Consider the following 22,077-nt stretch of genomic DNA (forward strand, 5'->3'; position numbering starts at 1 on the left):
TTCGTCTAATCTCTTCAGTACTTTAGTGTAAAAAAATATTGTTATTTTTTTTCTAGGCGTTTAATTTGTCTTATGGCATTTTTATTCCCAGAATCTAGCGTTAATGATTTTTTATAGTTTTCTATAGCTTTTAATGTGTCGCCTTGTTTAAACAAGGCGTCAGCATAGCTATCATATACATTTGAACTGTTTGGGTATAACGCAACGTTTATTTTAAAAATATCAATGGCTTTTTTATAATTATTGTCTTTTAATTGATTATAACCGAGTCTATTTAAATAGGCCTCTTCAATTAAAGGATCTAATGAATCATTAAATTTAATTAGTTTATAGGCTTCTAAGGCATTATCAAATTCATCATTTAATAAATATTCAGTAGGTGTTTTTTCATCTTCATTTAGTTTTCTATAATTATATTGAAGCGAATCTTTTTCATTTTTAGGTAGTAAAACTATGTATTCTTTATTGTTAGCTGGATTTATTTTAAATTGAATTTTTTCATTCATTTCTTTTACATAAAATGTATTTTCATCAGTTTTTAAAGGTTTTATTTCATTAGCGCCTCGCCATTTTAAAAATAATTCAGAATTTTTAAAGTAAACTTCAATTACTTCATCAGAATTGTACAAATACCTTCCAGTAGTATTTTCAATAAATTCAGGACTATTTATTTTTGAATTACAACTAATAAATAGTAGTGTAACTATAAATATGTAAAAGGATTTTATTTTCATAATTGAAAGATATAAATGAAATGAGAATGTTAAAAATAAAAAATCGCCCAGACCTTTGCAAGGTTAGACGATTTAAATATGAATTAGTAACAAAAGTTTTATAATACGTTCATTAACTCAACATCAAAAATTAAGGTTGCATCTGGAGGAATTACTCCACCTGCACCGCGACTTCCGTAGGCTAAGTTTGATGGTATTACAAAACGAGCTTTGTCGCCAACATTTAATAATAAAATTCCTTCGTCCCAACCTGCAATTACCTGACCAACACCAACTTGAAATTCAATAGGCTCTTTACGTTGGTATGATGAATCAAAAACTTGACCATCTAACAACTGACCTTTATAATGCACAGAAACCATACTTCCTTTAGTTGCTTTTTTTCCTGTACCTTCTTGTAATATTTTATAACGTAATCCGCTAGGAGTTTCATCATAACCAGCAGCAATTTTATCCATTTGCGCTTTCATTGCAGCTTTTGCTTCAGCTTCTCTTTTTGCTCTTGAGCCTTCAAAAGTTCTAAATGCTTCAACGGCATTAAATTTTTCAGCAGCTTCTCCAACTTTAATTATTTCAATAGACTCGATTATGTCATTCTGAGCAATCGCATCAACAACATCTTGTCCTTCAACAACATTTCCAAAAACAGTATGTTTATTATCTAACCAAGGCGTTGCAACGTGTGTTATAAAAAATTGACTTCCATTAGAAGCAGGCCCAGAATTTGCCATAGATAAAATACCTGGTGCATTGTGTTTTAAAGTTGGGTGAAATTCATCATCAAAACTATAACCAGGAGATCCAGTTCCAGTTCCTAGTGGGCAACCTCCTTGAATCATAAAATCTGCAATAACTCTATGAAACTTTAACCCATCATAATAAGGTTTTCCTTGTGGTTTTGCGTTATTTTCTAAATTTCCTTCTGCTAAAGCAACAAAGTTTCCTACTGTTCCAGGAGTTTTTTCAAATTCTAAATTTACTAGTATAACACCTTTTGAAGTGTTAAATTTTGCGTATAATCCGTTATTCATTTTCTTGTTTTTTTGAATTTAGCAAAGATACATGCTTTCATTTAAATAGAATGTAATATAAAAAACTTATTGATAGAATATATTTTGCTGAAAAATTAGGTAAAAAAACCGCTTTTAAAGCGGTTTTTAGATATGTTATAAAGTTAAACGTTTGCCTTTGATATTTTTTGAATTTTTACTGTTTGCTCAATTTTTGAAGCATCACTTGTTAAACCACATCCTCCTTTTTTTGCTTTACAAGCGCCAAATATCAGTACTATACAAGTAATTCCAACTAATTTTATGATGAATTTTTTCATTACGATTTTATTTCAATTATTTTATTAACGAATGAATATACTAAATTATTTTATGAAACTAGTTTATTTAAAGTGTACAATATTAATTCTTCAACTGGTTTATAAGGATTTTCACTAAAAGTACCGTTTGCTCTGTTGGCAATAATTGCATTCATTGAGCAAGCATTGTGTCCTAGCAATTTAGATAATCCATAAATAGCGGAAGTTTCCATTTCTAAATTTGTAATTCTTACCCCATTAAACTCAAAATTATCAATTTTACTATTTAAAGCAGGATCTTGTAATGCTAAACGCAAAACACGACCTTGTGGGCCGTAAAAGCCACCCGCAGTAGCTGTTACACCAACAAATACGTTATCACTAGTTAATTTTTTTTCTAACTCAGCACTGTTTTTTACTACGTAAGGACGTGCTTTTCTTGGACTCCAATTAGTATGTTTTATAAATAAATCTTCAAAATCTTTTTCTAAAATATGTTCACAATCGTATGAATGTAACATTCCATCAAAACCTAAACCATATTTCGCTAGCACAAAACTATCAACAGGAATATCTTTTTGTAAAGAACCTGAAGTTCCAATTCTAACAATATTTAGTTGTACATGCTCTTTTTTTAGTGTTCTGGTTTCTAAATCAATATTTACCAAAGCATCTAATTCATTCATTACAATATCAATATTATCAGGTCCAATTCCTGTAGAAATCACAGATATTCTTGTGCCTTTATACACTCCTGTAATGGTTCTGAATTCTCTTTTTTGAGTTTCAAATTCAACACTATCAAAATGTGCCGTTATTTTTGGTACTCTATTTTGATCGCCTACAAAAATAATATTTGTAGCAATATTTTCTGGTTTTAAGTTTAAGTGATAAACACTACCATCTGGGTTTAAAATTAGCTCTGAAGCTGCTATTTTGTTCATAAATTTATCCGCCTACGCGTTTTATATTATATCCTTCTTTTTTAAGGATTTCCATTATTTTATCTCTATAATTCCCTTGAATTATAATTTCATTATCTTTTACACTTCCACCAACGCCGCATTTTGTTTTCAGTAGTTTTCCTAAAGATTTTAAATCATCTTCCGATCCAACAAAACCTGTAATTACTGTAACTGTTTTTCCTCCTCTTCCTTTATTAGAAAAATGGGCTTCTAAAAATTGCTTTTTTGGTACTAAAGTTTCTTCTTGTTCTTCGTTTTCAAATTCAAAATTGGTATTTGTAGAAAATACAAATCCACCTAAATCTTCTAAACTATTTAATTTTTTTTTACTCATTTTATAATCATCTAAGGTAATTGAAATATTACTTTTTATGAAGTTTATTCCATATAAAAAGTAGTGCTGCTAATAATTCAAAAACCAAACCAATTGCTAAAATAATACTTGCTTGAGGATTATTTGCAATTTTTAAAATGGCACCAGCAATTATTAGAAAAACACCAAAAGTAAAAAGCGAGATTACTTTTTTTGAAATCATTTTAATAAACCTAATTCTCTTAAACGTTCGTTTAAAAATTCGCCAGCTGTAATATCATCATACACTTTTGGATGCGTTTCTGTAATACATTCTGGTAAACAATTTAATTTCATTTCACTTATTGGATGTGTGAAAAATGGAATAGAATAGCGAGGCTTGTCCCATTCATCTCTTGGTGGATTTACAACACGGTGTATAGTTGAGCGTAATTTGTTGTTTGTTAAACGCTCTAACATATCTCCAACATTAATTACTAATTGTTCAGGCAAGGCAGTTACAGGAATCCATTCTCCTTTTTTATTTAAAACTTCTAATCCAGCTGCCGATGCACCCATTAGTAAAGTAATTAAATTAATGTCGCCATGTGCTGCAGCTCTCACTGCACCTTTTGGTTCACCTTTAATAGGAGGGTAGTGGATTGGGCGCAAAATACTATTTCCGTTGATCACATATTTGTCGAAATATTTTTCATCTAAACCAATGTATAAAGCCAACGCTCTTAAAACATAAATGGCCGTTTTCTCCAACATTTTATAAGCTTCCATTCCCGTTTTATTGAAGTCTGGAATTTCATTTACAAGGACGTTTTTTGGATATTCAGCTTTTAATTTATCGTTTCCAACAACTTCTTGTCCGAAATGCCAAAATTCTTTTAAATCGCCTTCTTTTTTACCTTTTGCACTTTCTTTTCCAAAGGATGTATAGCCACGTTGACCTCCAATTCCATCAATTTCATAAGATTCTTTAACTTCTTTTGGCAAATCAAAAAAAGCGGTGACTTCTTTATATAAATTTTGTGAAAGTTCATCGGATAAAAAGTGACCTTTTAATGCTACAAAACCTATTTCTTCATAAGCTTCACCAATTTCTTGTATAAATTTTTGTTTTCTTTTAGCATCTTCAGAGAGAAAATCAGCTAAATTAACGCTAGGTATATTTTTCATTATATATTTTAATTAACAAATTAAAAATACAAAATTTTATTTATTTTTTTTTACAATAGGTATTAAGTAACTAATGCTGTAGTTAAAACCAATTCCCATATCATTTAAAAATACACGATTAAATCCTGGAATGTAAAGGTTTTTAAAATTAGTTGGCTCTTTTGTATTTATTATTTTTTTGATACTTATTTGAGTTCCTAAATACAGGTTTTTGAATGTTTCTACTTTCATTCCTACAACAAATTCTAGCCAATGTGCAGAAAGGTCTTTAAATTCTGTGTTTGGTTCTAGTAACGTAGCTTCAAAATAGGTGCCTTTTATATTTGGTGTATAACTGTTTAAGGTTTGGTTAAAGAAACTAAATCCGTAACGACCTCCAAAATAAATTTCGTTAGTCATTCCTTTCCAATTTTGATATGCATTATAATTTACACCTACTTTTATAAAAGAACCTTTTGTGGTGAATTTCATGTAATCTTCAGTGGAAATTACATCTTCAAAGCCTAATTCAACTGCAGCATAATAATTTCTTAAAAACCGAACATCTCCAGTTAATTCAAACCCTTTTTTGTCGCTATCTAAAAATGAAATTATGGGTTTACTTATATCGGCCCCAATCCTTATTCCATAACTTTCTTTTCGTTTAATAGTATCATTTTCTTGTTGGCAAAATCCAGCAACTGATATAAATAAACTAATGATAAATATTGATATGCGCATTTGTTTCGTTTTCAATTGTTGAATTATTAATTACATAACTTTTTATCCAGTTATTAGTTGTTTGCATCGTAAAATTTTCAAATACTGTTTTGTATCCACAAGAACGCGATACAAATACATCTTTTCTATCATAATTAAAAATTATTGTATCGGTTTTTGTTCCAGATTGAAATTTATAAGTTGTACTATTTTCAGATAAATTTAATGGAATTATAATAGAATCTAAAGATACACCGGTATAAATATCTTCTTTTTCATTAGCTGTAACTGTGAGTGAATTTACTGCTTTTGAAGTTTCAGGATCATTTGTGTCGTAAAACTTAATAATTAAATTAGGCGTTGTTGCTTCAATGCAAATATCATCTTTTTCGCAATTGGTTAATGCAACAATTAAAATGAATAAGAGTAAACTATATTTTTTCATATGTTTTATTTAAGTTCAAGAAGTACAACATTTTCTACATGATGCGTTTGCGGAAACATATCAACAGCTTGAGTTTTAATAATTTTATAGTAATCTTTCATTAATGCTAAATCACGTGCTTGTGTAGCTGAATTACAGCTAACGTACACTATTTTTTTTGGTGCAATTTCTAAAATTTTTGCAACTACATTTTTATGCATTCCATCTCTTGGTGGATCTGTAATAATTACATCAGGTTGTCCGTGTTTTTTAATAAAGTTATCATTAAAAACATCTTTCATATCACCTGCATAAAACTCAACGTTTTTAATGTTATTAAATTGTGCATTTAGTTTTGCATCTTCTATAGCTTCAGGAACAGATTCAACACCAATCACTTTTTTTGCATTTTTAGCAACAAATTGAGCGATAGTTCCAGTTCCGGTATAAAAGTCGTACACAACTTCATTGCCTGTTAAACCTGCAAAATTTCTAGTTATTTTGTACAATTCATATGCTTGTTTAGAATTGGTTTGATAAAAAGATTTTGGACCAATTTTAAATTTTAAACCTTCCATTTCTTCAAAAATATGATCTCTACCTTTAAAAAGTAGGATATTTTGATCATATAAAGTATCATTTCCTTTTCCGTTTATAACATATTGAAGTGATGTAATTTGAGGAAACTCATTAGCAAGCGCATTTAGCAATACTTCTCTTTTTTTGATATTTTCTTTAAAAAACTGAATAACTACCATAATTTCTCCAATAGAAGAAATTCTTAACATAATAGTTCTTAATAAACCAGACTGTTCTCTTGGGTTATAAAATTCTAAACCATTTTTAATTCCAAAATCTTTAATAAAATTACGGATTGCATTAGATGGATCTTCTTGTAAATGACATTTTTTTATATCTAAAATTTTATCCCACATTCCAGAAATATGAAATCCACAAGCATTTCTGTTATCAATTTCTTCGGTTGAATTTATTTCTTCTTGTGTTAACCATCGACTGTTTGAAAAAGAAAACTCCATTTTATTTCTGTAAAAAAAGATATTTTCGCAGCCAAGAATTGGTGTTATTTCAGGTAATTCTAAATGTCCAATTCTAATTAAGTTATTTTTTACTTCATTTTCTTTATAAGCAAGTTGATGCTCATATTTCATATTTTGCCATTTGCAACCGCCACAATGCTCAAAATGTTCACAAACAGGCTCCGTTCTTTTTTCTGAGTATTTGTGAAATTTAACTGCGGTACCTTCAAAATATGCTTTGCGTTTTTTGCCTGTTTTAACATCAACAATATCTCCTGGAACTGTATTTGTTAAAAAAATAACTCTACCATCTGGTGCTTTTGCAACAGTTTTACCTCTTGCACCGGCATCAACAACTTCAATGTGTTCAAAAATTGTTTGTGTTTTCTTTCTTGTCATTTTGCAAATGTAGCATTTTAGCATAAAAAAAGCATCCTAAAGGGATGCTTTTAAAAATGTTTAAGAATTCTTATTTTATGCTAGCCATATAAACTGCTAAAGCAGCAATTTCTTCACTAGTTAGGTCTTTCACAAAACCATCTAAATTAGCTTTCATAATTGCAACTTGACCTGGGTCAGTATCAACAATTGCAGGAGTTTCACCTTTTAAAAATGCTACAATATTTGCATTGTTTTTAGCATAAACTTTACTAATTTCTTTTATTGAAGGTCCAATAACTTTAGTGTCTGCTTGGTGACAAGTAGCACAAGTTTTTTCTGTAAAAAGTTTTTCACCCAAAACTAAATATTCTGCTGGTCCTTTTGCAGGTTCCGTAGCAACTTCTTTTACTTCTTCTACTGGAGTTTCAACTTCTTTTTTTAATTCGTCTTTCTTTTTTTCACCGCAACTTGCAAAAAATAGTGCAGCTAACCCTAAAACTAAAACTGATTTTTTCATTTTTTTTTGTTATAAATTATTCGACAAATTTATTGATTTAAATTAAACATAGTGTGATTTTTATGACAAAAAATATTTTGTGAGTTGAATTGTTAATTTTAAAGTTATTATTTAAAAATCATATTCACCGAAATTATTTTATTGATAAATTATTTGTAATTTGCAGTTTAAAATAGGATGATTTCTCTCCTTAAAATGAGGAATTGATAATTTTCAATTTTTAAAACTTATTTAATGATGGTTTCTGAACAAATTTCATCACAACAAGCAATTAATTTAGAAGACAAATACGGAGCACATAACTATCACCCTTTACCAGTAGTTTTAAGTAGAGGAGAAGGTGTGTATGTTTGGGATGTTGAAGGTAAACGATATTATGATTTTTTATCGGCGTATTCAGCTGTAAATCAAGGACATTGTCACCCAAAAATTATTGATGCATTGCAAAAACAAGCAACAACTTTAACTTTAACATCACGTGCTTTTTATAATGATGTATTGGGAAAATATGAAAAATATTTAACTCAATATTTTGGTTTTGATAAGGTTTTACCTATGAATACTGGTGCTGAAGCTGTTGAAACTGCTATAAAATTATGTAGAAAATATGCTTATGAACAAAAAAATATCCCTGAAAATGAAGCGCAAATAATTGTTTGTAAAAATAATTTTCATGGAAGAACAACTACCATTATTTCATTTTCTAATGATGAAGATGCGCGTAAAAACTTTGGACCATATACTGCAGGTTTTATAAAAATTGATTATGATAATTTAGATGCACTTGAAAATGCATTAAAATCAACAAAAAATATTGCCGGTTTTTTAGTTGAACCAATACAAGGTGAGGCAGGTGTTTACGTGCCTTCAAAAGGTTATTTGGCAAAAGCAAAAGCATTATGTGAAAAATATGATGTATTGTTTATTGCAGATGAAGTGCAAACAGGAATAGCACGTACAGGTAAATTGTTAGCTGTAAATCATGAAAATGTAGTTCCAGATATTTTAATTTTAGGAAAAGCTTTAAGCGGTGGTGTTTATCCGGTTTCCGCAGTTTTGGCAAATAATAATATTATGAATGTTATTAAACCAGGGCAACATGGTTCTACATTTGGAGGAAATCCATTGGCTTGTGCTGTGGCAATTGCTGCTTTAGAAGTAATACAAGATGAAAAATTAGCTGATAATGCTGAAAAATTAGGTCAATTGTTTAGAAGTGAAATTCAAAAAATAGTTGATTCGTTCGATTTAGTAAAATTAGTAAGAGGAAAAGGATTGTTGAATGCCATAATTATTAATGATACAGAAGATAGTACTACTGCATGGGATATTTGTATGAAATTAAGAGATAATGGTTTGTTAGCAAAACCTACACACGGAAATATTATTCGTTTTGCACCACCTTTGGTAATGAATGAAGAACAATTGTTAGATTGTGTTTCAATTATTAAGAAAACAATACAAGAGTTTTAACTCATAAAAAAAGCGGCTTTTAAGCCGCTTTTTTTATGATTAAGTATTTAATATTTAATCTCTTCCTCTTCTTTTAGTGCTTTTGCTATCAGAGCGTTTTCTACCAAATTTACTAAAATCTCCTCCACCAGCAGTTTTTCTATCTTTGCTTCTAGCTCTTCCACCACCACTTCTGGTTCTTCCGCTTCCCTCTGAGCTGTTTTCGCTTTTTTCTCTTCTTTTTCCTCTAGAACTTCCAGAACCACCTCTTCCTGAACGTTTTTTCTCAGTAATTTCAACATTTACATTTCTACCTTCAAAATCAACATCATTTTTTTGAAAAGCAGTAAGTGTTTCTTCTTGATAATTTTTATCTAATTCAAAAAATGAAAAAGTATCTAAAATTTCTATTTGACCAATTTCAATGTTTTTTGCAATACTTTGGTCATTAATTAATCCAATTAAACGTGCTGGATTTAATTTGTCTTTTCGTCCAATATTAATAAAGAAACGCGTCATATTTTCATCATCTCTACTTTTTCCTCTACTATCAGAAGAACGTTTCATATGCCCACTATCGTTTAAATCTGGAGCATTTTCATAATAGGTTAAAAAGGTATTGAATTCTAAAGAAACAAAACGTTTAATTAATTCTTCACGATCCATTCCTTCTAATTTTTCATAAATAGAAGGTAAGAAATCTGAAATTTCAGTTTCATTTATTTTTATATCATGTACTTTATCAATTAACTTTAATAATTGATTTTGACAAATTTCTTTTCCTGTTGGAATAGGAGTACTGATAAATTTTTTACCAATATTTCTTTCAATTGGGCTTAATTTTCCTTTTTCACGTGCGGTTACAATAGCAATTGAAATTCCTTCTTTTCCAGCTCTACCTGTTCTACCACTTCTGTGATTGTAACTTTCAATTTGATCTGGTAGTTTATGGTTTATTACGTGCGTTAAATCATTCACATCTAAACCTCTGGCAGCAACATCCGTAGCTACTAAAATTTGTAAATGTTTTTTTCTGAATTTTTCCATAACACTATCACGTTGGGCTTGAGATAAATCTCCGTGAAGTGCATCTGCATTGTATCCGTCTCTAATTAAATTATCAGCAACTTCTTGTGTTTCTCTTCTAGTTCTACAAAATATAATACTGTAAATATCCGGATTAACATCTGCAATTCTTTTTAAAGCATTGTATCTGTTTCTTTCTGAAACTACGTAATATTGATGTGAAACTTGATCTGAACTTTTATTTTTCTCACCTGAAGTAATTTCTACAGGTTTTGTCATATAATGACGTGCAATATCTTCAACTTCTCTTGGGAATGTTGCAGAAAAAAGTAATGTTTGTTTTGTTGCAGGAGTAGCTTCTAATATAGCATCCAATTCATCTTTGAATCCCATATTTAACATTTCATCAGCTTCATCTAAAACTACCCATTGTATTGAGTTTAAATCTAAAACTCTTCGCTTTATTAAATCAACAGTTCTGCCAGGAGTTCCAACAACAATTTGTACTCCTTTTTTAAGTTTTCTTATTTGATCTTCTATGCTTGATCCGCCATAAACCGCTAATACATTAACGCCATCACAATATTTAGAGAATTCTTCAATATTTTTAGCAATTTGAACTGCTAACTCACGTGTTGGTGATAAAATAATTGCTTGTGTGTTTTTGCTTTTAGCCTCAATTTGTTCTAAAATTGGCAAACTAAATGCTGCTGTTTTTCCCGTTCCTGTTTGTGCAAAAGCTTTTAAATCTACTTTTGAAGCTAGTACTTGTGGAATTGATTGTAATTGAATTGGTGTAGGATTTTCGTATCCTAAATCGGTTAAGGCTTTTAGCACATTTTGGCTAAGCCCTAATTCTTTAAATGTCGACATTCTGTTAAATTATTGATTTACAGATGCCCATCTATAAACCGGTTAAAAATCGTGCAAAGGTACGGCTAATTTTAATACCACCAACAAAATATTAATTTAATTCTAATTTTACTAATTCTGAATTTAATTTCTTGGAATCCAAATAAGTAAAGCCATTTTTTACAAGACCATCTTTACCAACTATAATAACTCTTGGGTAATAACTTGTTAAAAAAGAGTAGGCTGCACTTGTTTTTGGTAATTTATATTGTTGCTGAATATCCAACTTTTTTAAATGAGGTTCGGTTTTAATTTCTTTAAATGTGGTTTGCATATTAATACCAATAAATAAAATTGAAGGAAATTTATATTTAAGGTATTTTATTCTATTTACTAAATATTCGGTTGACATAAATTCAGTAGTCCAAAAATAAATCACTGCATTTTTATTTTTTATTACTTTATTAATATCTGTAATCTCATCATTGCTTGTTTGTATATCAAAACTAATTAATGGTTTGTTAGTTTCAACAGCTTTACTATCATTTACTAAATTTTTAACCTGAGTTTTGTATTCTTCATTGGTACATTTTTCTAAAAATAAGTTTAATGTTGGCTCATGGATAGTACAAGAAGATTCACTTTTTAAAAAATCATTTACAACAACCCGTTTTAAAAGCGTGTTTTTAAATTCAGGCAATTGTATATTATCATCAATAGCGTTTAAAATATTTATTGTTAAATTATTTTTAGTGCTATCTTTTTCAATTAATTGATAACTTAAGTTGTATAAATAGCTAACTACATAATTTTGATAAGGATAAAATGAAATTAAATCTTCTTCATTAAAGTTTATGTTGTTTCTAAATTTATAAAAATCATTATTTAAATCAGGAAACGTATCTAGATTTAAAGCCTTTTTGTGATAGTAAGGATAAATTTCTTTTAACCTATATAATGGAAAATTAATAGCCGATTCGGTAAGTTTTTGGAATCCTTCAGAAATATTTTCTTCAGTTGATGAAAATTCATTAAAAATTGATTGTCTTTCTAATAATAATGAATCAATTTTTTTTGAAAATGCGACTTCATTTAAGCTAAAATATTGATACATGGCTCTTTCTTCTTTTTCATTTTGTAAAAATAAGTTGATTAAAAACTCATTTTTACTGCTACCATCTCCACTAAAAACTATGGATTCATCAAAATCCCAAGAATTTAAACGAATTAAAATACTATCTGTAGGTTCAATATAAATATACTGAAATTCTATACCATGTTTAAAAGTATAAAGCCCTTCATTTAAGTTTTTATAATTTGCAATAAATCTATTTTTATTATCAAGCTGAAGTGTATCAATAATTTTATCATCTTTTAAAAGAACAACAAAACTATCTTTTGGATTTATAATTTCACCTCCAAAATAGGTTAAATAATCTTTGTTGTTAGTTGTATTACAACTAATTAAAAGTAAAATTGCTATAATGTGAATTGAATATTTCATTGAGATTGAATTGAAACAAAAATACATACATATTCTTTTTTTACTTGTTAATATGCTGTTAAATAACAAGAAAATTCACAAAATTAACTTTTGATTATGCAATTTTTAGTAAATCTAATTTAGTACTTTTGCAAAAATTTAAAAATAAATACACAACATGCTTTCAGTATCAAATTTGTCAGTTCAATTCGGTAAACGAATTTTGTTTGACGACGTTAATACAAAATTCACTATAGGTAATTGCTACGGTATAATTGGAGCCAACGGTTCAGGAAAATCAACATTCTTAAAAATTCTTTCAGGAGAAATTGATCCAACCTCAGGTCATGTAAATCTAGATCCAGGAAAACGTATGTCTGTACTTTCTCAAAATCACTTTGCTTTTGATGAATTTCCAGTTTTAGATACCGTTATGATGGGGAATAAAAAATTATATGATCTTAAAAATGAAATGGATGCTATATATGCAAAGCCAGATTTTTCTGAAGAAGATGGTATAAAAGCAGGAGAATTAGGTGTTGAATTTGAAGAGATGAATGGTTGGAATGCAGAGAGTAATGCAGCTAGTTTATTGTCTTCTTTAGGCATTAAAGAAGATATGCATTATATGTTAATGAGTGAAATTGAAGGGAAAGATAAAGTGCGTATTTTATTAGCGCAGGCATTATTTGGAAATCCTGATGTGCTAATTATGGATGAGCCTACCAACGATTTAGATTTTGAAACTATAGGTTGGTTAGAGAATTTTTTAGCAAATTATGAAAACACCGTTATTGTTGTTTCGCATGACCGTCACTTTTTAGATGCTGTTTGTACACATATTTCTGATATTGATTTTGGTAAAATAAATCATTATTCTGGAAACTACACATTTTGGTACGAGTCAAGTCAATTAGCTGCAAAACAACGTGCGCAACAAAGTAAAAAAGCTGAAGATAAAAAGAAAGAGTTAGAAGAATTTATTCGTCGTTTTTCTGCAAATGTTGCTAAATCTAAACAAGCAACCAGTCGTAAAAAAATGATTGAAAAATTAAATATTGATGAAATAAAACCTTCAAGTAGAAGATATCCTGCAATTATTTTTGAAAGAGAAAGAGAAGCTGGTGACCAAATTTTAAATGTTGAACACTTATCAAAATCAACAGAAGAAGAAGTGTTATTTAATGATATTAGCTTTAACTTAAATAAAGGAGATAAGGTTGCTTTAATTTCAAGAAACTCAAGAGCAGTTACAGCTTTTTATGAAATTTTAAATGGACATGATAAAGCTGATAAAGGTAAATTTCAATGGGGTGTAACTACAACACAATCATATTTGCCACTTGATAATTCAGAGTTTTTTAAAGATTCTAATTTAAATTTAGTAGATTGGTTACGTCAATATGCAAAAACTGAAGAGGAGCGTGAAGAAGTTTTTTTAAGAGGATTTTTAGGTAAAATGATTTTTAGTGGAGAAGAAGCGTTAAAAAAATGTAATGTGCTTTCGGGAGGTGAAAAAGTAAGATGTATGTTGTCTAGAATGATGATGATTAGAGCCAATGTTTTAATGTTAGACGAACCAACAAACCATTTAGATTTAGAGTCTATTCAGGCATTTAATAATTCATTAAGTAATTTTAAAGGAACCGTAATTTTTACAACTCATGACCACGAATTTGCACATACAGTTGCAAACAGAATTATAGAAATTACACCAAAAGGTGTTATTGATAGGTATTCAACTTTTGATGAGTATTTAGACGACCCTAAAATTAAAGATTTAAGAAATCAATTATATTCATAATAAAAAAGGGAGCAATTTGCTCCCTTTTTTATTGGTTTTTCATCATTCCTTTTCTTCGGCCATATTCTTGTAACATTCGTCTATTAAAATCTTTTTCAGCTTTTTGAAGTAGTATTATTTTTTTAGCCGAAATTATTTTAGATAATTCTTTTTGCATTTTTATTTTTTGAGTTACAATTTCTTGTTCCATTTGTAACGAATTATTGAGGTATTTTTCAGCATCATTATCAGAAAGTGCTTCCAAGTTTCCATTTTTTAATAATTTCTTGTCTAAATTATTTTCAAGTTCAAATTTTAATTCATGAATTTTATCAGAATATAAATTATATACTGGCCAAAATTTTTCAGCCTCTTTAGGTGTTAAGCTTAAGGCATTTGTAATGTACGATGATTTTAATAGGTAAATTTTTTGCCTAAATTGTTGTGCAAATATTGAATTTGTTGAAACAATAAGTAAAATTATTATTATAAGTTTTTTAAACATTGGTATATTTTTAATTTTCAATAAGTAAATTTTCAATATTTTGAGAGTCTAAATAATTTAATAAATCTTCATTTGAAATACTGTTATTATTTAGGCTATTGTCTACTTCAAAATCAGGAAAAGCTAAAGATAATGTTACAGAGTTTACCTCAATTAATCCATTTTGAATAAGTTGTTCAATTTCAGATGTTTCTAAAGAGTCAAAAGTAATTTCTGAACCTTTATTTGATGGGGTCAATATAAAAATAAGTGCTAATGATGCAGCAATAGCAAAAGAGGCAGCATATTTAAACGTATTTTTTCTAAAAGAAATAACTTTTTGTTTTTTATTGAGTTTTGTAAAAACACGATCTTCTAAATTTTCAAAATAATTTTCTGGTATTGAATTATTTTTATTTTCAAGTAATTCTGATTTCAATTTAGTAAGTACCACATCTTCAGTGTTTTCAAAATAATTATCAGGAACTTTAAAATTTTCTGATTTTTTAATATTAACTAATTTTTTTTCGGAAATAGCTGCAAAAACGCCATCTTCAATAGTTTGAAAATAATTTTCGGATACTTGAAAACCTGTATCTTTTTTGATACTACTTAAAGTTGGTGCAATTTTATGTAGTTTTTTTGTTTTCATTTTAATATTAAGACAAACTTTTTGAATAATGGTTTAATGCGATTTTAAATATTCTTCAATTTTATTTACAGCATGAAAATAAGATGATTTTAATGCGCCTACCGATGTTTCTAATATTTCAGACATTTCTGTATATTTCATTTCGTCAAAATATTTCATATTAAATACCAGTTGTTGCTTGTGTGGCAATGTTACAATAGCTTTTTGTAAAAGTAGTTGTATTTCGTCTCCGGTAAAATCATTTTCAAATTGCAAGTTATTAGCCATTTCAATTTGTAAATCACTTAATTCAATGTTTCTTTTTTTTGCTTTTTGATTGATAAAAGTTATCGCCTCATTTGTAGCAATTCTGTACATCCACGAATATAATTTGCTATCTTCATTAAATGCATGAATATTTTTAAAAACCTTTATAAAAGTGTTTTGTAATACATCATCAGTATCATCATGTGATAATACAATTTTACGAATATGCCAATATAATCGTTTTTTGTATAAACCCATAAGTTCTCTAAAAGCTTCTTCTTGTCTTTTAGGGTTTTTCAGATTTTCTACTAATATTTTTTCGTTAATCACCTACTAATAGTTTATTATTAGACTGTTAAAACTAGTAAAGGTTTAATGAAAAAGAAATTATTTAAGTTTGGCAAATTTTCTTCTAGAATAACCAAATAGTCTTTCTTCAATAATTATTTCTGCAATTCCTTTTGGAAGCATTTCTTCCCATCCATGTTCACCTTTGGCTATCATTTCTAATACAGTTTTAGAAAATACATCTAAAATTTCAGGATTGTAATCTTTAATATCTACAACACGTCCATTGTATTTAAAGAATTTATATAATTCTTTCATACGTGGATGCACTTTTAAATTTTCACTGGTTCTAATTTCACCAGTTCGTTGATCTTTTAGAGGGTATAGGTAAACTTTTAAATCTTTAAAAAACAGTTTTCCAAATGCTTCTAATATTCCTCCACTTAAATTTCTATAATATTTTTCATCAAAAATTTGAACAAAACTAGAAACACCCATTGCTAAACCAATACGTGCTTTTGTAAATTCTGAAAAATATTCTACCAATTTGTAATATTCTTGGAAATTAGTAATCATTACATTTTGATGCAATGAGCATAATAATTCAGCACGTTCTAAAAAGTCTCTTTCATCAATTTCTCCTTCAGCACTTAGGTTGGTAAGCGTTATTTCAAAAATTATTTTTGTATTATCTTTTTCAACTCTACTTTCTTTTAAAAATAGTTTTTCGGCTGAGTTAAACATATCCATGTTTACTTTTGTTACCGGTCTAAAACTACCTCTTAATGCCAATATATTTGCTTTATATAATTGTTGTGCAGGTAATAAATTATTACCATCAGGTCCAAACATTACGGCATTTGTCATGCCATTTTTAACCAATAATAAACTCATTAATCGGTTATCAACATATGAAAATCGAGGTCCCGAAAAATTAATCATATCAATTTCAATCTGCACTTTATGTAAATTATCATAAAGCGATTTTAAAAGTTCTTTAGGTTTATCATTTAAATAATATGCACCATAAATTAAGTTAACACCAAGAATACCAAGTGTTTCTTGTTGAAGTTTGGCATCAGTTTCTTTAAATCTGATATGAAGTATAATTTCATTATATTCTTCTAAAGGATCAAGTTGAAATTTAATTCCAACCCAACCATGTCCTTTAAATTTTCTTGCAAAATCTATAGTTGTTACAGTATTTGCGTATGAAAAGAAAATTTTTCCTGGGTGGTGTTTTCTGTTTAACCTGTCTTCAGTTAATTCAATTTCATGCGAAAGCATTTTTTTAAGTCTAATTTCAGTTACATATCTTCCGTCTTCTTCAATACCATAAATAGAGTCGGAAAAATCTTTATCATAAGCGCTCATTGCTTTTGCAATAGTTCCTGAAGCACCACCAGCTCTAAAAAAATGACGAACAGTTTCTTGACCAGCACCAATTTCAGAAAAGGTACCATAAATGAATTTATTTAAATTTATTTTTAGTGCTTTGTCTTTACTTGAAGGAATTTCGTTATAAATAACATCACCTTTTAACTGTAACGGCATATGATTTTTTTTAGTTTGATGCAAAATTAATAAAAAATGAGAGTTACAAGCTTAATTTTTCTGAAAATAAAAAGGGCTAACAATATTGTTAGCCCTTTTTAAAACAATGAATTTAATTAATTTACATGTTTTTTAATTCTGCGACAAGTTTAGTTAATGCTGCTTTTGCATCACCAAATAACATTGATGTTTTTTGATTATAAAATAATTCATTTTCTATTCCTGCATAACCAGGTTTCATACTTCGCTTATTTACAATTATATGTTTTGCATTTTCAACATCTAAAATTGGCATTCCGTAAATTGGACTTGAAGGATCGTTATGGGCTGCTGGATTTACAACATCGTTCGCTCCAACAACAAAGACTACATCCGTGCTTTTAAATTCAGGATTAATGTCCTCCATTTCTACCAATTTATCATAATCAACATTGGTTTCTGCCAATAAAACATTCATATGACCAGGCATACGACCTGCAACTGGATGAATTGCATATTTTACTTCAATTCCTTTGCTATCTAAAAGTTGTTCTAATTCATGAATTATATGTTGTGCTTGAGCAACGGCTAAACCATAGCCAGGTACAATAATTACTTTTCTTGAATAATTCATTAAGATGGCTACATCACTTGCAGAAGCTTCTTTTATACTTCCTTCAATAGTGCCTCCAGCACCTGGAGTACTACTACTTTCACCAAAAGCTCCAAAAATAACGTTGGATAAAGGTCTATTCATAGCATTACACATAGCAAGTGTTAAAATGGTACCTGCTGATCCAACTAGGATACCTCCAGTTAACATTACCATATTTCCGTATAAAAAACCACCAAATGCAGCCGCTAATCCTGTAAATGAATTCAATAAAGAAATAACAACAGGCATATCTGCACCTCCAATTGGTAAAACAAATAACACTCCATAGGCTAATGCTGCAAAAAATAACGCATATAAAAACAGAGAACTATCAGAACCACTAAATACAATGTATGCACCAAATCCTATTATACCTAATAGGAAAATATTATTTATAATGTTGTATTGTGGCAATCTTAAAGGTTTATTTAATGTTCCATTTAATTTTGCCCAGGCAATCATACTACCAGAAAAAGAAACACTTCCAATAATCATTCCTGCAATAATTGTTAAAATTGAAAGTTGATCGCCAATGTAATGATGGAATTCAATTAAGCCAATTAAAGCGGCACTTGCACCACCCATACCATTAAATAGAGAAACTAGTTCAGGCATTTTGGTCATTCCTACTTTTTTAGCAACCATCCAACCAATGACTGTTCCAATCAATATGGCTATTGCAATTAAAATATAAATTATGTTAGCTACTTCACCTTGGTATAAAAAAATTGTACCAAAAATTGCAGCTGTCATACCAGCTGCAGCAATTAAATTTCCTCTTCTTGCGGTTTCAGGATGTCCAAGCATTTTTAATCCTAAAATATAGGTGACTGATGCTATTAAGTAAATAAATTCGAGACTAAATATATATTCCATTATTTTTTCTTTTTAAACATTTCTAACATGCGGTCGGTTACAACAAATCCACCAACTACGTTTAAAGTACCAAGTAATACAGCCACAAAACCCAGAGATAATGCAAGAATATTATCTGGTTCAGCGCCTAACATTACTAAAATTGCACCAATAATTACAACTCCGTGTATTGCGTTTGCCCCAGACATTAATGGTGTATGCAATACTGCAGGAACATGGCCAATTATTTCAACTCCAACAAATATCATTAATATAACTATGTATATCATTTGGAGGTTATTGCTAATAAAATCTATAAATTCTGTCATTTTTTATTCAGTTTTACCGTTTTTTCTAATTATTCCATCTTTAACAATTAAAGTTTCGTCTGTTATTTCTTCTTCTAAATCCCACTTAAATTTATTTTCTTCAGTTAAATGTTTTATAAAATTTAACATATTTTTACCGTATAAATCACTTGCATTTGTAGAAACGCTTTCAGGAGAAATGGTTGTTCCAATAATTTTTACTCCGTGTTCAATTACTGTTTTGTTTAATTTGCTTAATTCACAATTACCTCCTTGAGCTGCAGCTAAATCAATAATTACAGCACCATTTTTCATTTGCTTAATTTGGTCTTCGGTAATTAAAATTGGAGATTTTCTTCCTGGAACCATTGCTGTAGTGATAACTAAATCAGCTTGAAATAAAGATTTGTTAACTGCTTCTTTTTGTCTTCTAATATAATCTTCAGAAGCTGCTTTGGCATAACCACCTTCAGCTTTTTCTTCGCCAGTATTATCAACGGTTATAAATTTAGCACCTAAAGATTCCGTTTGTTCTTTTGTTTCTAATCTAATATCGGTTGCTTCAACAACAGCACCTAAGCGTTTTGCAGTGGCTATTGCTTGTAAACCTGCAACTCCAACACCATAAATTAAAACTCTTGAAGGTGTTATTGTTCCTGCTGCGGTCATCATTAAAGGGAATATTTTTGTCATTTCATAAGCACCTAAAATAACAGCTTTATAGCCAGCTAGGTTACTTTGTGAACTTAAAACATCCATATCTTGTGCTCGAGAAATACGTGGCATTGCATCCATAGAAAATGCTGTAGCACCTTTTTCTGCGATAGCTTTTATTAGTTCAGGATGTGATTTATGAAATAATTGACTCATTAAAATATGAGAATCATCAACCAGTTTTAAATCTTCTTCATCAAAAGGATTTATTTTAACTAAAACTTGCGCTTCTTTAAATACTACGCCTCTTTTTTCAACAACTGCTCCAATTTTTTCATAGTCTGAATTTTTGAAAGATGAAGTTGAACCAGCGTCATCTTCAACAATTACTTCAAAACCTTTTTCTATAAGTTGTTTTGCAATTGAAGGCGAAATACATACTCGTCTTTCTCCTTTTTGAGTTTCTTTTAATATTCCTATTTTCATTTAATTAAGTTTTTATTAAAATGTTTATTAAACATTAATTTGTTGTTATTTTATAAAAATAAAAACCAGCCAAAAGCTAGTTTTAAATTAAGTTTTATAAAATAAAATGCATAAAAAAAATATTATAAAAGTTGATTAAGGTTGTTAAAAATAACTTCATTATTATAATAAATTTGATAGTAAGTAAATATATAAACTTAATAATTTATAAAAGTTGATAAAAATCACATTTTTGATGGATTATTAATAATCAATAACATAATTGCGAATTGTGTAATAATTGTTGCTAAAAAAGAATTGAAAAAATAAATATTTCATTAATATTTTTTTAAAAGCAGTTTAGTAAGTTTTAAATATTCATGTATTTTTATAAAAAATTTAATTTGAAAATCACATTTTTAGGTACAGGAACTTCACAAGGCATTCCAGTTATTGGTAGTTCGCATCCAGTTTGTTTGTCTGAAGATAAACGAGATAAACGTTTGCGTGTTTCAATTTTAATAGAATGGGAAAACTATGCTTATGTTATTGATTGCGGACCAGATTTTAGATATCAAATGTTACGTGCCAATGTTACCAGAATAAATGGCGTATTATTTACACATGAACATGCAGATCATACCGCTGGATTAGATGATTTGAGGCCTTTTAGCTTTCAATTAGGAAGTGTGCCAATTTATGCTCAAAAAAGAGTGATGGATAATTTAGCCTTTAGGTTTGATTATATTTTTAACGATGAAAATAAATATCCTGGTGCACCAAGTGTTCAGCAAAATGTTATTGATAATCAAGAGTTTAAATTAAATAATTTATCAGTTTTACCTATTCAAATAAATCACGGAAAATTAAAAATAGTTGGCTATAGGTTTAACAATATTGCATATTTAACCGATGTAAAAACTATTGATGCATCTGAAAAAGAAAAACTTAAAAATTTAAATATTTTAATAATTAATGCCATTCGGTTTAAGCCACATCATTCTCATTTAAATTTAGAAGAAGCTTTAGATTTAATTAATGAATTACAACCAAAAAAAACATATTTAACGCATATTAGTCATCATTTAGGTTTTCATGCCGAAATAGAAAAAATATTACCAGAAAATGTGTTTATAGCTTATGATGAATTAGTGTTGGAAATTAATTAAGCAGTATTTTTTTTAGCAATCATTAAAAAAACAGGATACTTTTTATCCGTTTCTTTATTTTCTATTGTATATGGAATGGAATAGTGTACAATTTCAAAACCAGCATTTTTAAGTATTGTTTCAAGATTATTTTTGTTAAAACCAAAATGTCCATCAAAATTTTGCTCTTTTGGATGAAACGATCCATCTTCTTCATCTAAATCAGCAATACATAAATAACCATTTGTATTTAGTAATGAGTGAAATATATTTGAAATTTGCTCAATATTGTTAATATGATGAAGTGTCATTAAGGTAAAAATAACATCGGTTTTTTCTATTTTTGAAGGAGTTTTTATTAAATCAATCAATAAAGGTTTAAAGTTTTTAATTTGTTGATTTTCAATTTTTTCTTTTAAAACATTTATCATTCCTTCAGATGAATCTACAAGCGTAATTGTTTTAAAAGCATCTTTTAAAGCAAAACTTAACAAACCCGTTCCGCAACCAAATTCTAAAGCATTCATTTGATTTGTAGGTTTTATATAATTTACAATTTTAGTTGCAATTAATTTGGCTCTTGTGCTTTTTTCAACATCTTTATCCCAATCTTTAGCTTTTTTATCAAAGTGTGTAGTGCTCATTTT

The 22,077-nt window shown here is 28.7% G+C and carries 24 protein-coding genes; 3 read left to right on the forward strand and 21 right to left on the reverse strand.

Translation table 11 applies throughout. The annotated features are described in order from the left end of the window. Positions 1-41: 41 nt before the first annotated feature. The 11 genes from BM335_RS02010 to BM335_RS02050 form a co-directional block, all read right to left on the reverse strand. Positions 42-734 (reverse strand): tetratricopeptide repeat protein, encoded by a 693-nt coding sequence (locus BM335_RS02010; protein WP_090222553.1) that lies wholly within the window; start codon positions 732-734, stop codon positions 42-44. A gap of 98 nt (positions 735-832) precedes the next feature. Beyond that, positions 833-1,765: a peptidylprolyl isomerase gene (locus tag BM335_RS02015; RefSeq protein ID WP_090222556.1), complete on the reverse strand. Its 933-nt coding sequence runs from the start codon at positions 1,763-1,765 to the stop codon at positions 833-835. A 143-nt stretch (positions 1,766-1,908) separates the two neighbouring features. Then, a complete protein-coding gene (locus BM335_RS15630) occupies positions 1,909-2,064 on the reverse strand; it encodes a hypothetical protein (protein WP_177219130.1) in 156 nt (51 codons plus the stop codon). A 50-nt stretch (positions 2,065-2,114) separates the two neighbouring features. After that, entirely contained in the window at positions 2,115-2,987 is an 873-nt protein-coding gene (locus tag BM335_RS02020) for a nucleoside phosphorylase (protein ID WP_090222559.1), read from the reverse strand. Between the two features lie 4 nt (positions 2,988-2,991). After that, on the reverse strand, positions 2,992-3,342 hold the full coding sequence (locus BM335_RS02025) for a translation initiation factor (protein ID WP_090222561.1): 351 nt from the start codon (positions 3,340-3,342) through the stop codon (positions 2,992-2,994). Positions 3,343-3,370: 28 nt separating this feature from the next. Continuing rightward, positions 3,371-3,544: a hypothetical protein gene (locus BM335_RS15635; RefSeq protein ID WP_177219131.1), complete on the reverse strand. Its 174-nt coding sequence runs from the start codon at positions 3,542-3,544 to the stop codon at positions 3,371-3,373. Beyond that, the gene (locus tag BM335_RS02030; protein WP_090222565.1) at positions 3,541-4,488 is read right to left on the reverse strand and encodes an isopenicillin N synthase family dioxygenase; all 948 of its coding nucleotides are present in this window, start codon (positions 4,486-4,488) and stop codon (positions 3,541-3,543) included. Before BM335_RS02030 ends, BM335_RS15635 begins: the two co-directional genes overlap by 4 nt. A 36-nt stretch (positions 4,489-4,524) precedes the next feature. Then, entirely contained in the window at positions 4,525-5,208 is a 684-nt protein-coding gene (locus BM335_RS02035; protein WP_245780589.1) for a DUF6048 family protein, read from the reverse strand. Next, positions 5,183-5,632 carry a DUF6452 family protein gene (locus BM335_RS02040; protein ID WP_090222567.1) on the reverse strand — a complete coding sequence of 150 codons (450 nt, stop codon included), beginning with the start codon at positions 5,630-5,632 and terminating at the stop codon, positions 5,183-5,185. Before BM335_RS02040 ends, BM335_RS02035 begins: the two co-directional genes overlap by 26 nt. A gap of 5 nt (positions 5,633-5,637) precedes the next feature. Further along, positions 5,638-7,047, reverse strand: a complete 1,410-nt coding sequence (gene rlmD / locus BM335_RS02045; RefSeq protein ID WP_090222570.1) for a 23S rRNA (uracil(1939)-C(5))-methyltransferase RlmD — start codon at positions 7,045-7,047, stop codon at positions 5,638-5,640. 70 nt (positions 7,048-7,117) lie between these two features. Further along, positions 7,118-7,546, reverse strand: coding sequence for a c-type cytochrome (locus BM335_RS02050; protein ID WP_090222573.1), 429 nt, complete (start codon positions 7,544-7,546; stop codon positions 7,118-7,120). 234 nt (positions 7,547-7,780) lie between these two features. Between BM335_RS02050 and rocD the strand changes: the two genes are divergently transcribed. After that, positions 7,781-9,019, forward strand: coding sequence for an ornithine--oxo-acid transaminase (rocD, locus tag BM335_RS02055; RefSeq protein ID WP_090222576.1), 1,239 nt, complete (start codon positions 7,781-7,783; stop codon positions 9,017-9,019). 54 nt (positions 9,020-9,073) lie between these two features. On the opposite strand, the gene BM335_RS02060 is transcribed toward rocD, so the two are convergent. Beyond that, entirely contained in the window at positions 9,074-10,897 is a 1,824-nt protein-coding gene (locus BM335_RS02060) for a DEAD/DEAH box helicase (protein ID WP_090222578.1), read from the reverse strand. Between the two features lie 91 nt (positions 10,898-10,988). Beyond that, positions 10,989-12,380, reverse strand: a complete 1,392-nt coding sequence (locus tag BM335_RS02065) for a hypothetical protein (protein ID WP_090222580.1) — start codon at positions 12,378-12,380, stop codon at positions 10,989-10,991. A 157-nt stretch (positions 12,381-12,537) separates the two neighbouring features. Here BM335_RS02065 and BM335_RS02070 point away from each other — a divergent pair, with 157 nt between their 5' ends. Next, entirely contained in the window at positions 12,538-14,163 is a 1,626-nt protein-coding gene (locus BM335_RS02070; RefSeq protein WP_090222583.1) for an ABC-F family ATP-binding cassette domain-containing protein, read from the forward strand. Between the two features lie 28 nt (positions 14,164-14,191). On the opposite strand, the gene BM335_RS02075 is transcribed toward BM335_RS02070, so the two are convergent. The 7 genes from BM335_RS02075 to BM335_RS02105 all read right to left on the reverse strand — a co-directional run bounded on the left by BM335_RS02075 (position 14,192) and on the right by BM335_RS02105 (position 20,303). Beyond that, positions 14,192-14,647 carry a sensor of ECF-type sigma factor gene (locus BM335_RS02075; protein ID WP_143102371.1) on the reverse strand — a complete coding sequence of 152 codons (456 nt, stop codon included), beginning with the start codon at positions 14,645-14,647 and terminating at the stop codon, positions 14,192-14,194. 10 nt (positions 14,648-14,657) lie between these two features. After that, entirely contained in the window at positions 14,658-15,278 is a 621-nt protein-coding gene (locus BM335_RS02080; RefSeq protein ID WP_090222589.1) for a hypothetical protein, read from the reverse strand. Positions 15,279-15,311: 33 nt separating this feature from the next. Further along, complete coding sequence (locus tag BM335_RS02085) at positions 15,312-15,854, reverse strand: RNA polymerase sigma factor (RefSeq protein WP_090222592.1); 543 nt, start codon at positions 15,852-15,854, stop codon at positions 15,312-15,314. A gap of 57 nt (positions 15,855-15,911) precedes the next feature. Beyond that, on the reverse strand, positions 15,912-17,366 hold the full coding sequence (locus BM335_RS02090; RefSeq protein WP_090222595.1) for a nicotinate-nucleotide adenylyltransferase: 1,455 nt from the start codon (positions 17,364-17,366) through the stop codon (positions 15,912-15,914). Between the two features lie 121 nt (positions 17,367-17,487). Next, a complete protein-coding gene (locus tag BM335_RS02095) occupies positions 17,488-18,876 on the reverse strand; it encodes an NAD(P)(+) transhydrogenase (Re/Si-specific) subunit beta (RefSeq protein WP_090222598.1) in 1,389 nt (462 codons plus the stop codon). Further along, positions 18,876-19,184: an NAD(P) transhydrogenase subunit alpha part 2 gene (locus tag BM335_RS02100; RefSeq protein WP_089376657.1), complete on the reverse strand. Its 309-nt coding sequence runs from the start codon at positions 19,182-19,184 to the stop codon at positions 18,876-18,878. The genes BM335_RS02095 and BM335_RS02100 overlap by 1 nt, the downstream gene beginning before the upstream one ends. Before the next feature lie 3 nt (positions 19,185-19,187). Continuing rightward, positions 19,188-20,303 carry a Re/Si-specific NAD(P)(+) transhydrogenase subunit alpha gene (locus BM335_RS02105; RefSeq protein ID WP_090222600.1) on the reverse strand — a complete coding sequence of 372 codons (1,116 nt, stop codon included), beginning with the start codon at positions 20,301-20,303 and terminating at the stop codon, positions 19,188-19,190. A gap of 383 nt (positions 20,304-20,686) precedes the next feature. On the opposite strand from BM335_RS02105, the gene BM335_RS02110 reads away from it, so the two are divergent. Continuing rightward, complete coding sequence (locus BM335_RS02110) at positions 20,687-21,451, forward strand: MBL fold metallo-hydrolase (RefSeq protein ID WP_177219132.1); 765 nt, start codon at positions 20,687-20,689, stop codon at positions 21,449-21,451. On the opposite strand, the gene BM335_RS02115 is transcribed toward BM335_RS02110, so the two are convergent. Further along, entirely contained in the window at positions 21,448-22,074 is a 627-nt protein-coding gene (locus BM335_RS02115) for a class I SAM-dependent DNA methyltransferase (protein ID WP_090222605.1), read from the reverse strand. The two genes, BM335_RS02110 and BM335_RS02115, sit on opposite strands and share 4 nt — an antisense overlap. Positions 22,075-22,077 lie beyond the last annotated feature (3 nt).

Source organism: Lutibacter maritimus, from assembly GCF_900116115.1.
GTDB lineage: Bacteria > Bacteroidota > Bacteroidia > Flavobacteriales > Flavobacteriaceae > Lutibacter > Lutibacter maritimus.

What these genes read in the sequence shown, in the direction of transcription:
- BM335_RS02010 (WP_090222553.1), bottom strand. Translation starts at nt 734, where the DNA reads ATGAAAATAAAATCCTTTTACATATTTATAGTTACACTACTATTTATT.
- BM335_RS02015 (WP_090222556.1), bottom strand. Translation starts at nt 1,765, where the DNA reads ATGAATAACGGATTATACGCAAAATTTAACACTTCAAAAGGTGTTATA.
- BM335_RS15630 (WP_177219130.1), bottom strand. Translation starts at nt 2,064, where the DNA reads ATGAAAAAATTCATCATAAAATTAGTTGGAATTACTTGTATAGTACTG.
- BM335_RS02020 (WP_090222559.1), bottom strand. Translation starts at nt 2,987, where the DNA reads ATGAACAAAATAGCAGCTTCAGAGCTAATTTTAAACCCAGATGGTAGT.
- BM335_RS02025 (WP_090222561.1), bottom strand. Translation starts at nt 3,342, where the DNA reads ATGAGTAAAAAAAAATTAAATAGTTTAGAAGATTTAGGTGGATTTGTA.
- BM335_RS15635 (WP_177219131.1), bottom strand. Translation starts at nt 3,544, where the DNA reads ATGATTTCAAAAAAAGTAATCTCGCTTTTTACTTTTGGTGTTTTTCTA.
- BM335_RS02030 (WP_090222565.1), bottom strand. Translation starts at nt 4,488, where the DNA reads ATGAAAAATATACCTAGCGTTAATTTAGCTGATTTTCTCTCTGAAGAT.
- BM335_RS02035 (WP_245780589.1), bottom strand. Translation starts at nt 5,208, where the DNA reads ATGCGCATATCAATATTTATCATTAGTTTATTTATATCAGTTGCTGGA.
- BM335_RS02040 (WP_090222567.1), bottom strand. Translation starts at nt 5,632, where the DNA reads ATGAAAAAATATAGTTTACTCTTATTCATTTTAATTGTTGCATTAACC.
- rlmD (WP_090222570.1), bottom strand. Translation starts at nt 7,047, where the DNA reads ATGACAAGAAAGAAAACACAAACAATTTTTGAACACATTGAAGTTGTT.
- BM335_RS02050 (WP_090222573.1), bottom strand. Translation starts at nt 7,546, where the DNA reads ATGAAAAAATCAGTTTTAGTTTTAGGGTTAGCTGCACTATTTTTTGCA.
- rocD (WP_090222576.1), top strand. Translation starts at nt 7,781, where the DNA reads ATGATGGTTTCTGAACAAATTTCATCACAACAAGCAATTAATTTAGAA.
- BM335_RS02060 (WP_090222578.1), bottom strand. Translation starts at nt 10,897, where the DNA reads ATGTCGACATTTAAAGAATTAGGGCTTAGCCAAAATGTGCTAAAAGCC.
- BM335_RS02065 (WP_090222580.1), bottom strand. Translation starts at nt 12,380, where the DNA reads ATGAAATATTCAATTCACATTATAGCAATTTTACTTTTAATTAGTTGT.
- BM335_RS02070 (WP_090222583.1), top strand. Translation starts at nt 12,538, where the DNA reads ATGCTTTCAGTATCAAATTTGTCAGTTCAATTCGGTAAACGAATTTTG.
- BM335_RS02075 (WP_143102371.1), bottom strand. Translation starts at nt 14,647, where the DNA reads ATGTTTAAAAAACTTATAATAATAATTTTACTTATTGTTTCAACAAAT.
- BM335_RS02080 (WP_090222589.1), bottom strand. Translation starts at nt 15,278, where the DNA reads ATGAAAACAAAAAAACTACATAAAATTGCACCAACTTTAAGTAGTATC.
- BM335_RS02090 (WP_090222595.1), bottom strand. Translation starts at nt 17,366, where the DNA reads ATGCCGTTACAGTTAAAAGGTGATGTTATTTATAACGAAATTCCTTCA.
- BM335_RS02095 (WP_090222598.1), bottom strand. Translation starts at nt 18,876, where the DNA reads ATGGAATATATATTTAGTCTCGAATTTATTTACTTAATAGCATCAGTC.
- BM335_RS02100 (WP_089376657.1), bottom strand. Translation starts at nt 19,184, where the DNA reads ATGACAGAATTTATAGATTTTATTAGCAATAACCTCCAAATGATATAC.
- BM335_RS02105 (WP_090222600.1), bottom strand. Translation starts at nt 20,303, where the DNA reads ATGAAAATAGGAATATTAAAAGAAACTCAAAAAGGAGAAAGACGAGTA.
- BM335_RS02115 (WP_090222605.1), bottom strand. Translation starts at nt 22,074, where the DNA reads ATGAGCACTACACACTTTGATAAAAAAGCTAAAGATTGGGATAAAGAT.